Source organism: Demequina sp. NBRC 110051 (genome assembly GCF_002090055.1).
Classification (GTDB): domain Bacteria; phylum Actinomycetota; class Actinomycetes; order Actinomycetales; family Demequinaceae; genus Demequina.
In genome coordinates this window covers 122,685-136,152 of sequence record NZ_BBRH01000008.1, presented here as the reverse complement: position 1 = coordinate 136,152, position 13,468 = coordinate 122,685, and the positions used below count along the sequence as shown (strand labels likewise).

At 69.9% G+C, this 13,468-nt stretch carries 12 protein-coding genes; 5 read left to right on the top strand and 7 right to left on the bottom strand.

The features are described from left to right. Positions 1–93: 93 nt before the first annotated feature. Positions 94–618: a CinA family protein gene (locus B7K20_RS03335; RefSeq protein ID WP_234985693.1), complete on the bottom strand. Its 525-nt coding sequence runs from the start codon at positions 616–618 to the stop codon at positions 94–96. Further along, positions 608–1,177 carry a CDP-diacylglycerol--glycerol-3-phosphate 3-phosphatidyltransferase gene (gene pgsA, locus B7K20_RS03330; RefSeq protein ID WP_084100346.1) on the bottom strand — a complete coding sequence of 190 codons (570 nt, stop codon included), beginning with the start codon at positions 1,175–1,177 and terminating at the stop codon, positions 608–610. Before pgsA ends, B7K20_RS03335 begins: the two co-directional genes overlap by 11 nt. A gap of 64 nt (positions 1,178–1,241) precedes the next feature. On the opposite strand from pgsA, the gene B7K20_RS03325 reads away from it, so the two are divergent. Then, a complete protein-coding gene (locus B7K20_RS03325; protein WP_084100610.1) occupies positions 1,242–2,612 on the top strand; it encodes a CapA family protein in 1,371 nt (456 codons plus the stop codon). 15 nt (positions 2,613–2,627) lie between these two features. On the opposite strand, the gene B7K20_RS03320 is transcribed toward B7K20_RS03325, so the two are convergent. The 5 genes from B7K20_RS03320 to B7K20_RS03300 form a co-directional block, all read right to left on the bottom strand. Further along, positions 2,628–4,898, bottom strand: coding sequence for a bifunctional diguanylate cyclase/phosphodiesterase (locus tag B7K20_RS03320; protein ID WP_084100343.1), 2,271 nt, complete (start codon positions 4,896–4,898; stop codon positions 2,628–2,630). Then, positions 4,883–7,576 (bottom strand): DNA translocase FtsK, encoded by a 2,694-nt coding sequence (locus B7K20_RS03315; RefSeq protein ID WP_084100340.1) that lies wholly within the window; start codon positions 7,574–7,576, stop codon positions 4,883–4,885. The genes B7K20_RS03320 and B7K20_RS03315 overlap by 16 nt, the downstream gene beginning before the upstream one ends. Before the next feature lie 67 nt (positions 7,577–7,643). Further along, complete coding sequence (locus B7K20_RS03310; protein WP_084100337.1) at positions 7,644–9,326, bottom strand: ribonuclease J; 1,683 nt, start codon at positions 9,324–9,326, stop codon at positions 7,644–7,646. Between the two features lie 7 nt (positions 9,327–9,333). After that, positions 9,334–10,227, bottom strand: a complete 894-nt coding sequence (gene dapA, locus B7K20_RS03305; protein WP_084100334.1) for a 4-hydroxy-tetrahydrodipicolinate synthase — start codon at positions 10,225–10,227, stop codon at positions 9,334–9,336. 54 nt (positions 10,228–10,281) lie between these two features. Further along, on the bottom strand, positions 10,282–10,623 hold the full coding sequence (locus B7K20_RS03300; protein WP_084100331.1) for a cupin domain-containing protein: 342 nt from the start codon (positions 10,621–10,623) through the stop codon (positions 10,282–10,284). A 102-nt stretch (positions 10,624–10,725) separates the two neighbouring features. On the opposite strand from B7K20_RS03300, the gene B7K20_RS03295 reads away from it, so the two are divergent. From B7K20_RS03295 to B7K20_RS03280, 4 genes are all read left to right on the top strand, one after another. Then, complete coding sequence (locus B7K20_RS03295) at positions 10,726–11,529, top strand: thymidylate synthase (RefSeq protein WP_084100328.1); 804 nt, start codon at positions 10,726–10,728, stop codon at positions 11,527–11,529. A 7-nt stretch (positions 11,530–11,536) separates the two neighbouring features. After that, complete coding sequence (locus B7K20_RS03290) at positions 11,537–12,046, top strand: dihydrofolate reductase (RefSeq protein ID WP_234985692.1); 510 nt, start codon at positions 11,537–11,539, stop codon at positions 12,044–12,046. Between the two features lie 161 nt (positions 12,047–12,207). Further along, the gene (locus tag B7K20_RS03285) at positions 12,208–12,750 is read left to right on the top strand and encodes a GNAT family N-acetyltransferase (RefSeq protein WP_084100322.1); all 543 of its coding nucleotides are present in this window, start codon (positions 12,208–12,210) and stop codon (positions 12,748–12,750) included. Continuing rightward, positions 12,747–13,370: a GNAT family N-acetyltransferase gene (locus B7K20_RS03280; protein WP_084100319.1), complete on the top strand. Its 624-nt coding sequence runs from the start codon at positions 12,747–12,749 to the stop codon at positions 13,368–13,370. The genes B7K20_RS03285 and B7K20_RS03280 overlap by 4 nt, the downstream gene beginning before the upstream one ends. Positions 13,371–13,468 lie beyond the last annotated feature (98 nt).

Here is a 13,468-nt window from a genome sequence, read left to right as displayed (position 1 = left end):
CCCCTCCTCACATTTGGCGTGGACATGACATTACTGGTCACGCCTGTAGCAACGCAGGGTACCCCAGTTGTGTTCCCCAGGGCCAGAAGGCCCCTACGCCTCTTCGAGGATCTCGAGAGCCAGTGCGAGCGCAGCGTCGATCGCGCCCGCGCGCACGCGCGCACGGTCTCCGTCGACGTGCACCATGCGCGTGCGGACGTCATCGCCCCACGCGGCACCCACCCAGACCGTGCCCGGCGCGTGCCCGCCGTGCGGCTCGGGACCGGCCACACCGGTGGTGGACAGCCCCAGGCTCGCGTCACACACGGACCGCACACCCGTCGCCATGGCCGCTGCCACCTGGGCGCTCACGGGCCCGGGGTCGTCGAGCAAGTCTGCGGGGACACCCAGCACTGCGGACTTCACCGCGAGCTGGTAGGACACCACCCCGCCGCGAAGCACGTCGGACACTCCCGGCACGTCGACCAGGCGCGCGCACAGCGCCCCACCCGTGAGCGACTCGGCGCACGCGATGGTCGCGGCCCGCTCGCGCGCCGCGGTCGCGACCGCCGCGGCAAGGGACGCACCTTCGACGCCGTCGTCGCCGGCACCCATGTCCTCACCCGCGTCAGCGGGCACCGGCCACGCCCTCGCGGTGGGCCCGCGCGGCATCCCTGATGGTGCGCGCGTAATCGATGCCGGTGACGATGGCGACGACGGCCGCCGCGACCAACACCCACCACGCAATCGTGTCGAACCACGAGGGGAAGCCGGGGACCAGGAACATCAACAGCGCTGTGAGCTGCAGGGTCGTCTTGATCTTGCCGCCCCGCGAGGCAGGGATGACCACCTCGGAGGCCACCGCGAGACGTCCGATCGTGACCCCCACCTCACGCACCAGGAGGATCGCGAGGGGCCACCACGGAATCCCGTCGACGACCACCAGGCACGCAAGGACGCCCAGTACCAGCGCCTTGTCCGCGATGGGATCCGCCAGCTTGCCGAAGGCCGAGACCACCTCCCAGCGCCGCGCGAGGTAGCCGTCGAGCCAGTCGGTCGCGGCGGCGAGCGCCACGAGCACGAACGCCCACCAGCGCGCAGGGCCCTCGGCGCCGTCGTCGACGACGAGCAGCACCACGGCGATCGGCACGACGATGAGTCGCAGCGCCGTCAGCGCGTTGGGCACGGTTCCGGTCACGCGCCCACCCTAGCCCGAGCGCGCGGCTCGCGAGGCCACGAGTGCTCCTGTCATCATGTCCCCCATGCCTTCACGCGCGAGCCACCGCTCCAGCCGCACCGCCTGGATCGCGCCCACCGTTCTGACGACAGGAGCGGTCCTCGCCATCGCCGCCGGGGCGGCGCTGGGAGCGACCACCCCAGGCGCCGCGACCGGCCAGCCAGCCACGGCATCGGCCGTCACCACGGTGACCGCCGCGCCGGTGGAGCCGGACGCCGGGCCGAGCGACGCGGCCGCGACACCGTCCCCCACGCCGGACGAGCCGGTCACGTTCACGCTGGTCGCCGGCGGCGACGTACTGCCGCACATGCCCGTGGTGCGCTCGGCCACCACCGCCGATGGTATCGACTTCGCGCCGCTGCTGGCAGGCGTCGAGCCCTTCGTCAGCGCGGCCGACCTCGCCCTGTGTCACATGGAGACGCCCGTCTCTCCCAATGGTGTCGCGTCGGGTTATCCCGTCTTTGCCGCGCCTCCCGAGATCGTCGCGGGGGTGGCGGGCATGGGCTTCGACGGCTGCTCGACGGCCTCGAATCACTCCGTCGACCGTGGGTTCGCCGGCCTCGAGGTGACCGCCACCGACCTCGAGGAGGCGGGCCTGGGTTTCGCCGGCACCGCGCGCACCGAGGAGGAGGCCGCGGTGACCCAGATGTACGAGGTGGTGGGTGCGGACGCGACGGTGACGGTCGCGAACGTCTCCTACACCTACGGGCTCAACGGCCTCCCCAAGCCGGACGGGATGCCGTGGTCCGTCAACACGTTCGATGCCGACGCCGCCGACGCCCAGCCGATCATCGACGCCGCGGCGCGGGCCCGCGAGCAGGGCGCAGACGTGGTGATCGCCTCCGTCCACTGCTGCGTCGAGTACCGCACGGAACCCACCGCCGCGCAGCGCACCATCGCGCAGGCCATCGCCGATTCGGGCGAGGTCGACCTGTATGTGGGCCACCACGCCCACGTGCCGCAGCCGCTCGAACTGCTGGACGGCGGACCGTCCGGCGAGGGCATGTGGACGGCGTACGGGCTGGGCAATTTCCTGTCGAACCAGGGCCCCCAGTGCTGCGTAGCCGACACCAACTCCGGCGCGCTGCTGAGCGCGACACTCACCGTCCCGAGCGATGGCCCTGTCACTGTCCAGGCGGGCTGGACCGGCGTCACGGTCGACCGGCTCGACGGGCATCGCATGTACGTGCTGAGCGAGATTCTCGACGACGGTGCGGGCTCCATGAGCGCCGTCGAGGCGCGCGAGCGGCACGCGCGCGTCGCCGCCGCCATGGGCGAGGACGCCCCCGAGGTCACCTCGCCCGTCGAGGCGTTCGCCACCTCCGTGACTCCCCTCGCCAGGACGGCCGATGCCGTGGCGGCGACCGCATCTCCGTCACCGACCGTGGGTGGCTGAGCACGCGGTGCGGGACTAGTTCTCCGTGCGGGCGGCGTCGAGCGACGTCGCCTCGTAAGGCCGCGGATCGATGAGGCTCGACACGACCACCGGAACCGCCTCGGTCACCGCCTGGGCGGGCTGAGCGACGCCGAAGAGCCACCCCTGGCCGTAGCGCCAGCCGCAGCGTGCGAGGTACTCGGCCTGCGCCTCGGTCTCGATGCCCTCCGCAATGGTCGCGAGACCCAGCTCGCGCGCGAGCGCTCCGAGGGCGCGCGAGACGCGTGCGCCGGCGGGGTCCTCGGGAATGCCCGCGACGAACGACATGTCGAGCTTCACACCGGAGACGGGTAGGTCGCGCAGATAGCTCAGCGGCGACACACCCGTGCCGAAGTCATCGAGGAGAATCGGCACGCCGGCGTTGCGCAGCTCGGTGAGCTCGTGCCTGATGCGCGTGTTGGGCGCGACGAGCGAGGCCTCGGTGAGCTCCACGACGAGTCGCTGAGGGCTGAGCTGATGACGCCCGATCGCCGACAGCACCCTGTCGGCAAACTCGGAGTCGCCCAGCTGGTCGGCGGAGACGTTGAGCGACACCCACGTGTGCTGGCTGGGCCCGTCCGCGAGGAACTTCGCGGCCTGATCGACAAGCGCGGCTCCCAGCTGCGTCGAGACCTGCCGGTCCTCGAGGTGAGGCAGGAAGGCCCCGGGCAGCAGCAGGCCCCTGGTGGGGTGCTGCCAGCGCACCAGGGCCTCGTAGCCCACGATGGTGCGCGTCGCGAGTTCGAGAATGGGCTGGTAGTACAGCACCAACTCGCCGCGGTCGATCGCCTCCGCCATCTCGCCCACGAGCGCCGCGGCCGTGTCGGACGCCGTGTGCATGGAGGGCTCGAACACCTCCGTGCGTGCCTTGCCGGTCTGCTTGGCGCGATACATCGCGGCGTCCGCGGCGCTGAGCAGGGTGGGAGCACCGCCCGCGATGGTGTCGGAGTCCGCGACCGCGATGCCAATCGACGCGTGGAGCTGAATCTGGTGACGCTTGATGGGCATGGGCCGCTTGAGGCCCTCGTGGATCGCGGTCGCGATGCCATACATCGTCTTGGAGCACTCCTCGTGCTGGACGACGATGACGAACTCGTCTCCGCCCGTGCGCGCGACGGTGCCGTGGCCGGCCGTGGCGGCGCGAAGGATCCCCGCGACATGGACGAGCGCGGTGTCGCCGGTGGCGTGGCCGAACCGGTCGTTGAGCGCCTTGAAGCCGTCCAGGTCGACCGCGAGCACACCCACGTACTGCTCGGGGTTGGGCTGGTCGAGCACCTCCTGCAAAACCTCTTGCAGCAGCGTGCGGTTGGCGAGGCCCGTCAGCGGGTCGTGCATCGCTCGGTGCGCCATGAGCTCGGTGTGCATGCGGTCGTCGGTGCTGTCGCGCACCTGCACCACGTAGTGGTCGGGTGCACCACCCGCGTAGCGCACGAGCCCCACGTCGAGGACGGCCCAAACCACGTTGCCGTCGACGCGCACGTAGCGCTTCTCGACGCTGAAGCGGTTCTGGCGGCCCTCGTACAGGCGCTGCAGCTGGTCCGACTCGGCCTGCAGGTCCTGCGGGTGGCTCAGCGCGGAGAACGGGGTTCCCCTGAGCGCAGAGACGGTGGAGCCCATCATCTCGGCGAACGCGCGGTTGACCTCCATGAGCCGCCACTCGAGGTCCACTAGGGCCATGCCCACGGGCGCGTTCTCCATCGCCTTGCGGAACTGGGCGTCGGAGCGGCTGATCGCCTCGGCCGCCTCGCGCAGGCCCGAGGTATCCATGATGGTGACGACCGTGACGGGCCCGTCATCGAGCCCCTCGGGCACCACGCGCGCCCGCACCTGGACCCAGCGGATGTCGTCGGCGCCACGCCGCCCGGGAACGCCCACGATGCGCGGCGTCTCGTCATCGGAGCCGATGCCGAAGGCCTGGCGCAGCATGATGGGGTGCACGCGGTCGTCGACGGCGCGCAGGTTCAGGCGGGACAGCGGGCGTCCCACCGCGTCCTCGCGTGAGACGCCCAGGACGGACGCCGCGACGTCGGACAGCAGCGCGATCTCGTCGGACTGGGTCACGATGATGATGCCGTCGCGTGTGGACGACATGACCGCCTCGAAGCGGCGTTGCATCCGCCTTTCGCGGGCGACCACCTGATCGCGCACCTGGCGAGCGCGGGTGGAGCGCCAGAAGAAGAAGAAGGTGAGCGCGGCGAGGACGAGGACCAGCGCGGTGGCCGTCGCGGCGACGGCGGGCTGCTGGAACAGCTCTACGAGTCCTCCCACGGTGCGTCCTCAGCCTCCTCATCGATGTCCGAGCCCCCCACGGGCGCCGAGCTTTCACCCCGAAGAATAGCCAGAGTTCCCGCCAAATCGTCAGGCCTGACCAACACATCGCGCGCCTTCGAGCCCTGCGAGGGTCCCACAATCTCCCTGGTCTCCAGCAAGTCCATGAGGCGACCGGCCTTCGCGAAGCCCATCTTGAGCTTACGTTGCAGCATCGACGTGGACCCCAATTGGGTGGTGATGACCAGCTCTGCGGCGGCGATGAGGTCGTCGAGGTCGTCGCCGATGTCCGCGTCGACCACCGCGCTCGAGGCGGCCTGGGTCACGTCGTCGCGGTACTCGGGATCGGCCTGGCGCTTGGTGTGCTCCACGGCCGCATGGATCTCGGTCTCGGACACCCACGAGCCTTGCACACGCATGGGCTTAGACTCCCCCATCGGCAGGAACAGGGCGTCGCCCTGGCCGATGAGCTTCTCGGCACCCGGCATGTCGAGCACCACGCGGCTGTCGGCGAGCGAACTTGTCGCAAACGCGAGGCGGCTGGGCACGTTCGCCTTGATCGTTCCCGTGATGATGTCCACGGACGGGCGCTGCGTGGCGAGCACCAGGTGGATGCCCGCCGCACGCGCGAGCTGCGTGATGCGTTGGATGGACTCATCGACGTCGCGCGGCGCGACCATCATGAGGTCCGCGAGCTCGTCGACGATCACCAGCAGATACGGGTAGGTGGTGAGGGTGCGGTTCGAACCCGGCAGCGGCTTGACCTTGCCCGAGCGCACGGCCTTGTTGAAGTCGTCGACGTGCTTGAAGCCGAACATCGCGAGGTCGTCGTACCTCATGTCCATCTCCTTCACCACCCACTCGAGGGCCTGCGCGGCCTTCTTGGGATCGGTGATGATGGGCGTGATGAGGTGCGGGATGCCCTCGTAGATGGTGAGCTCGACACGCTTGGGGTCGACGAGCACCATCCGCACCTCGTCGGGGGTGGCGCGCATGAGGATCGACGTGATCATCGAGTTGACGAACGAGGACTTACCGGCGCCGGTCGCACCGGCGACCAGGAGGTGCGGCATCTTCGCGAGGTTCGCGAGGACGTAGCCGCCCTCGACGTCTTTGCCGATGCCGATCGCCATCGGGTGGTCGTTCTTCTGCGCGGCCGCCGAGCGCAACACGTCGCCCAGCGCGACCGTTTCACGGTCGACGTTGGGGATCTCGATGCCGATGGCCTTCTTGCCCGGGATGGGCGACAGGATGCGCACGTCGGGGCTCGCCACCGCGTACGCGATGTTCTTGGAGAGGTTGGTGATGCGCTCGACCTTGACGCCCTGGCCCAGCTCGACCTCGTAGCGCGTGACCGTCGGTCCGCGGGTGAAGCCCGTGACCTCGGCGTTCACGCCGAAGTCCTCGAGCACGGCTGTCAGCGCCTCCACCACGCGATCGTTCGCGGCCGAGCGTGCCTTGTGCGGCGCTCCTTGCACGAGCGAGTCCATGCTGGGAAGCACGTAGGGCTTGGCGTTCTCCAGTTCGCCTTGCTCGCCTGCGGGCACCAGGTGGGTGCGCGGCGGGGCGGCATGCGCGCCCTCGCCGGCGACCTCGCCGAGGGCCTCTGTGGAGGCCTCGGGGTCGCTCGCGCCGTAGGGTTCGCCATCCGCATACGGATCGTCGGCGTAGGGAGACACCGGGCCGGTCGTGGTGGTGAGCACCTCGGTGGCCTGGGCGGCGGGGTCGGCGGGTGCGGAGGGCACAGAGCCGTAGACCTCGGTCTGGCCCGTGTCGACGTTCGCGTGGTCCACGGAGGTGGCGAAGGCGTGGTCGCCCTCGTACTCGTCGAGGTCCGCCTCCACCGGCTCCTCCGCACGGCGGCCCAAGAGGCTACGGCGCTTCTTGGGCTCCTTGGGAGCCTTGGGGGCCTTGGGGCGCGACGGCGCCTTTGCCGAGGTGCCGCGCTCGAGGGTGCGGTGCTCGGGCAGGTCGAGCTCGTCGTCGTCCTCGGGTGCGTGGCGGGTGAAGCGCGCGCGGATCAGCGCGATGAGCTCACGCAGCGGCAGCCCGATCACCACGAGGATGCCCAGCAGCGTGAGCAGGATCAGCACGATCACGGCCAGCGGCGTGGACAGCAGGTTGGCCAGGCCGTTGCCGACTACCCAGCCCACGAAGCCGCCGGCCTCGCGCAGGCCCTCCCAGCCGCCGTTCGGGCTGGGCCTGCTTTCGGCGATCGCGATGAGGCCCGTCACCGTGAGCAACAGGATGAAGGCCCCCAGGGACAGGCGGTGGTTCGCCTGCTCCTCCTGGGGCGCGCGGAACAGTCGGATCGCGGCCGCGATCAGCACGAGCGGAAGCAGCACCGCGACGGCGCCCACGGCACCGGCGACCACCACGTGGATGGCCGTGCCGGCCCAGGAGGTCATGCCGAACCACTCGCGCGCGGCTATCAGGATCGCGGCGATGACCATCAGGATGGCCTGGCCGTCGCGGCGCACCTCGGGGCTCACCTCACGCGCTCCATGACCGATCGACCTCACACCCGACCCGACGGCGCCGGAGACTCCCCTGCCCACCGCCGCGGCACCGCGCAGCACGGCCGGGGGCCGCTGCGGCTGGTTCTTCGCCGCTCCCTTCGCGGGGGCGCGCTTGGTCGCGGGCTTGTTACCGGTGCTCGCAGGGCGTGAAGATGCCATGGTCCCGGACCCTACCGCCGCATCGACCCCACTGCGCGATGCCACCCCGCGGAAGTGGGCATCCCGACTACGACTCGATGACGATCGGGATGATCATGGGGCGCCTGCGCAGCTTGGTGCCCACGTAGCGGCCAAGGACGCGGCGCATGACCTGCTGCAACTGGTGGTTGTCGGCCTTGCCGCTCGCGGCGGCCTCCTCGAGCGCGTTCTTGATCTTGGGCAGGATCGCGTCGAAGACCGAGTCGTCCTCGGCGAGGCCACGGGCGTGCACCTCGGGGCCGGAGACCACCTTGCCGTTGGTCGAGTCGACCACGGCGAACACGGACACGAAGCCCTCTTCCGACAGGATGCGCCGGTCCTTGAGCTCGGTGTCGGTGATCTCACCCACCGAGGAGCCGTCCACGTACACGTTGTGCACCTCGACGGCACCGACGATCTTCGCGACGCCGTCCTTGAGGTCCACCGCCACGCCGTTCTCGGCGAACATGACGTTCTTCTCCGGCACACCTGTCTTGATCGCGAGCTTGCCGTTGGCGAGCAGGTGACGGACCTCACCGTGGATGGGCATGACGTTCTTGGGACGCACGATGTTGTAGCAGTACAGGAGCTCGCCGGCACTGGCGTGACCCGAGACGTGCACACGCGCGCTGCCCTGGTGCACCACGGTGGCACCCAGGCGCATGAGGCCGTTGATCACGCGGAACACCGCGTTCTCGTTGCCGGGGATGAGCGACGACGCCAGCACCACGAGGTCGCCGGGACCCACGCGCAGCTTGTGGTCCAGGCTCGCGATGCGGCTGAGCGCGGCCATCGGCTCGCCCTGGGAGCCGGTGCACATGTAGACGACCTTGTCGGCCGGCATGTCGTCGGCCTTCTTGGCGTCGATGAGGATGTTGGCGGGCACCTTGAGGTAGCCCATGTCCGCGGCGATGTTCATGTTGCGCACCATCGAGCGGCCCACGAAGGCCACGCGACGGCCGTGCGCGTGCGCGGCGTTGATGACCTGCTGCACGCGGTGCACGTGGCTCGAGAAGCTCGCGACCACAATGCGGCCGGTGGCGTTCGCGAAGGTCTGGTCGAGCACCGGGGTGATCTCCACCTCGGAGGCGGTAAAGCCGGGCGACTCCGCGTTGGTGGAGTCCGTCATGAACAGGTCCACGCCGCGCTCGCCCAGCTTGGCGAAGGCACGCAGGTCCGTGATGCGGCCATCGAGGGGCAGTTGGTCCATCTTGAAGTCGCCCGTGCCGAGCACGGTGCCGGCCGTCGTAGTGATGAACACCGCAAGCGCGTCGGGGATGGAGTGGTTCACCGCGACGAACTCGAGGCCGAACTTACCGAGCTGCTCGCTGCCGCCCTCCTTGACCGCGAGGGTCACGGGCTTGATGCGGTGCTCCTGGAGCTTGGCCTCGATGAACGCGAGGGTGAGCTGCGAGCCGATGATGGGGATGTCCTGGCGCAGGCGCAACAGGTAGGGCACGGCGCCGATGTGGTCCTCGTGGCCGTGCGTGAGCACGATCGCCTCGATGTCGTCGACGCGGTCCTCGATATACGCGAAGTCCGGCAGGATCAGGTCGACGCCGGGCTGGTGGTCCTCGGGGAACAGCACGCCGCAGTCGACGATCAGCAGGCGGCCGTCGATCTCGAAGACCGTCATGTTCCGGCCCACCTCGCCGAGCCCGCCGAGCGGGACGATGCGCAGGGTGCCGGGCTCAAGCGCCGGCGGGGCGGACAGTTCGGGGTGGAAGGTCACGTCTCTCCTAGGGGATGGTGACGCCTCCCGCGCGTAGCGCCGAGGCGAGCGAGGCGTACTCGTCGTCGTCGAGCGGCAGCAGCGGCAGACGCATGTGGCGCCCCGGGATGACGCCCAGCAGCTCCATGGCTGCCTTGGCGTTCGCGGCCCCGGGGCCGGTGAAGATGGCGTCGTGCACGGGAAGCAGTTCCTCGTGCAGACGGTCGGCGCCGGCGGTGTCGCCGGCGTCATGTGCGGCGATCATCGCCGCGATGCGCTGACCTGCAACGTGGGCGGACACGGAGACCACTCCCACGGCGCCGGCGCGCAGAAACTCAAGGGTGAGCGGGTCGTCGCCCGAATACCAGGCAAGGCCGGTGCGCGCGATGCGATCCTTGGCGGCCGCGACATTGCCCGTCGCATCCTTGTTGGCAACGATGGTGTCGATCTCAGCGAGAGAGTCGAAGGACTCGTCCGTGAGCGCGACGCCCGTGCGACCGGGGATGTCGTAGAGCATGACCGGCAGGTCGGTGGCGCCCGCGATCGCCGACAGGTGCGCGACGATGCCCTTCTGGGAGGGCTTCGAGTAGTACGGCACCAGCGCGAGGACGCCGTCGACGCCCGCCTCGGCGGCCTGCTCGGCCATCATGACGGCGTGCGCGGTGTCGTTGGACCCTGCACCCGCGATGAGGGTCGCGCGGTCACCGACGGCCTCGACCAACGCGGCGGTGAGTTCCGCCTTCTCCGGCGCGTGGGTGGTCGGCGCCTCGCCCGTCGTGCCGGAAATCACGAGCCCATCGGAGCCGTGGTCCAGCAGGTGCTTCGCGAGCGTGACGGCCCCGTCAATGTCGAGGGAGCCGTCGTCATGCATCGGCGTCACCATGGCGGTGAGCACCGTCCCGAAGGGGCGCGAGGAGGTCATGGGGCCAAACCTATCGTGTCCGGGCCTTGCGACCGGCCGATGCGGTGGCCGGCTTCAGCGCTCGGCTCGCGTCGCGACGGTGAGCAGCAGCGCGCAGTCGGTGACCGCCTCCACGCCATGTCTCGCGGCGGGAAGGACCATCAGCTCGCCCTCCCCGAGAGCCATCTGCCCCTCGCCGACGGTGAGGGTGATCTCGCCGCGCAAGACCTGCAGTGTCGCCTCCCCCGGGCTGTCGTGATCGTGGAGCCTGTTCCCGCCAGCGATCGCGATGAGGGTCTGGCGCAAGTCGGCGTGCCTGTCCCCCGTCACCGTCACCGAAGACCTCCCGCTCGAGGCCTCATAGGCCAACGCCAGGTGCTCGTCGATGGCCTCGGTCAGGTCGGTGACGGTGAACATGGGTCCTCCTTCGGACGCTGCTGATCTCCTCAGTCAACCCCACCGGAGCCGAGCCCGCGCGGCGAGCCCGCCACGGCATCGGCCGCGGCGTAGTCTGTCGCCATGCCCGCGATCCCCACGCCGTACGAGGACCTGCTGCGCGACGTGCTCGCGACCGGCACGCGCAAGGACGACCGCACCGGCACGGGAACGCTCTCGGTCTTTGGCCGCCAGCTGCGCTACGACCTCAATCAGGGCTTCCCCCTCATCACGACCAAGCGCGTCCACGTGCGCTCCGTGGTGGGCGAACTGCTGTGGTTCCTGCGCGGCGACACGAATGTGCGCTGGCTGCAGGAGCGCGGCATCTCCATCTGGGACGAGTGGGCGGATGACGAGGGCGAGCTTGGCCCCGTCTACGGCTATCAATGGCGCTCGTGGCCCGCTCCGGATGGCTCGCACGTGGACCAGATCGCGCAGGTGATCGAGTCGATCCGCACCAAGCCCGACTCTCGCCGGCACATCGTGAGCGCCTGGAATCCCGCGCTCGTGGACGAGATGGCCCTGCCCCCGTGCCACGCGATGTTCCAGTTCTACGTCGCGGACGGCAAGCTGTCGTGCCAGCTCTACCAGCGCTCCGCGGACCTGTTCCTGGGCGTGCCGTTCAACATCGCGTCGTACGCCCTCCTCACCCACATGATCGCGGCGCAGACCGGGCTCGAGGTGGGCGACTTCGTCTGGACCGGCGGCGACTGCCACATCTACTCCAACCACCTCGAGCAGGTCGAACTGCAGCTCACGCGCGAGCCATACCCGTATCCGACCCTGTCGCTGCCGGTGAAGGACTCGCTGTTCGACTACGACATCGACGATGTGGTGTTCGAGAACTACCAGCACCACCCGGGCATCAAGGCGCCCGTGGCCGTCTGACGCCGCTGTGGCACTCAAGGCGATCTGGGCACAGGCACGCGACGGCGCCGGGCGCCCCGTCATCGGCGCCGGCGGCGACATGCCCTGGCACCTGCCGGAGGACCTCAAGCGATTCTCCGCGCTCACCCGCGGCGGCGCGGTCGTCATGGGCCGGCGCACCTGGGAGTCGTTTCCCGAAAAGTTCCGCCCGCTCCCGGGCCGGGTCAACGTGGTCGTCTCGTCTGCGGCGTCAGTTCCGGGGGCCGATGCCGTGGTCGCCTCGCTCGCGGCCGCGCTCGAGACCGCGGCTCGCCTGACCCCCAACGGTGACGTATGGGTGATCGGCGGCGGGCGGGTCTACGGGGCCGCGCTCGAGGCCGTCGACGGGCTCGAGGTGACCGAAATCGACCTCGAGGTGGACGGCGACACATTCGCGCCCGCGGTGGATCCGGCGGTGTGGGCCGAGGTCGAGGATTCGGGCTGGCGGGACTCCGAGACGGGGCCGCGCCACCGGTTCGTCACCTACGAGCGCCGCTGAGCGCACGGCTCAGCTGAAGAGCGTCGTGAGCAGCACGCCTCCGGTGGTGCCGAGGATGAGGGCGACGATGGTCACGCCGGCCACGATGCGGGTGCGGCGCTGCCGCTTGTCGTCTGCCATGGCCGCCATGCTAGCCGCGGGTCGACTGGCAGGATCGTGCCGTGAGCCCCGAACACACCGTGCCGAGCCGCATCGAGACGGAGCGACTGGTGCTGCGGCGCTGGGAACCGGAGAAGGACGTCGATTCCTATCACGCGCTCCTCGTCACGAGCGCCGAGCACCTGCGCCCCTGGATGCCGTGGGCGCGCGATGAGCCGCTCACCCGCGCCGAGCATCTGGACTGGCTGCGTCAATGCGTGCGGTGGGCGGCGGAGGGCACCAAGGGCTACCTCGCGATGCACTCGCGCGACGACGGCCGACTGCTGGGCTCGGTCGGCCTCCACCCCGCTCGCGAAGTCGAGATCCGCGAGATCGGCTATTGGCTCGCTCCCCAGCACCAGGGCCGCGGCTACGTGACGGAGGCGGTCGAGGCACTCACCCGCGTCGCATTCGAGGACCCGCGGGTGAGGCGCGTCGAGATCCTGACGATGCCCGAGAACGCGGCCGCGATTGCCGTCGCGCGCCGGGCAGGGTTTCGGCACCGGGGCATCACGCATGACACGCATGCCGAGGTGCCGATGGATCTGTGGATACTGGAGGCATGACCGCCGCCTTGGACGTCCCCACCCGGATCGAGACCGAGCGCCTGGTGATGAGGCCCTACGTGGCGGCCGATGCCGAGCAACTCGTCGAGGTCGTCACCCGCAACCTCGCGCACCTGAGGCCGTACATGGAGTGGATCCAGTTCGAGCCCCAGAGTGTGGCGGACCGGCGCGAGTGGATTGCCGGCGAGGCCGAGAAGTTCGCCGCGGGCACCGGCTTCACCATGGGAATGTTCGACAAGGCGGGCGAGTTGGTCGGCGGATCCGGCTTTCACGTGCGCACCGACCCTGACGGCCTGGAGATCGGCTACTGGATCGACGCCGCGCACGAGGGCAAGGGTCTCGTCACCGAGGCGGCCGCCGCCCTCACCTTTGTCGCCCTCGACATTGCTGGCGCCGCGGTCGTGACCATTGGCCATGCGCCCACGAACTCCCGCAGCGGCGCGGTGCCTCGCCGGCTGGGCTACCGCCAGCGCGACCTGGGCGGCAAGCAGTGCTTTGACGCGGGCGAGATGGCGCCGGCCGTCGAGTGGGTGGCAGACGCAGCGACGCTCACCACCGAGCCCCTCGCCTCGTGGCCGCGTCCGGCCCTCACTGAGAGCCCGCGCCCCACGAGCCGTTGAGTGTGCGGATCCGCGCGGATCCGTACACTGGGCGGCTCACAGGAGGTTGACGGGGGGTGCCAGTCCGACGCCCGGTGGCCACGCTCATGCCTGCCACA

What these genes read in the sequence shown, in the direction of transcription:
- B7K20_RS03315 (WP_084100340.1), bottom strand. Translation starts at nt 7,576, where the DNA reads ATGGCATCTTCACGCCCTGCGAGCACCGGTAACAAGCCCGCGACCAAG.
- dapA (WP_084100334.1), bottom strand. Translation starts at nt 10,227, where the DNA reads ATGACCTCCTCGCGCCCCTTCGGGACGGTGCTCACCGCCATGGTGACG.
- B7K20_RS03295 (WP_084100328.1), top strand. Translation starts at nt 10,726, where the DNA reads ATGCCCGCGATCCCCACGCCGTACGAGGACCTGCTGCGCGACGTGCTC.
- B7K20_RS03300 (WP_084100331.1), bottom strand. Translation starts at nt 10,623, where the DNA reads ATGTTCACCGTCACCGACCTGACCGAGGCCATCGACGAGCACCTGGCG.
- B7K20_RS03325 (WP_084100610.1), top strand. Translation starts at nt 1,242, where the DNA reads ATGCCTTCACGCGCGAGCCACCGCTCCAGCCGCACCGCCTGGATCGCG.
- B7K20_RS03280 (WP_084100319.1), top strand. Translation starts at nt 12,747, where the DNA reads ATGACCGCCGCCTTGGACGTCCCCACCCGGATCGAGACCGAGCGCCTG.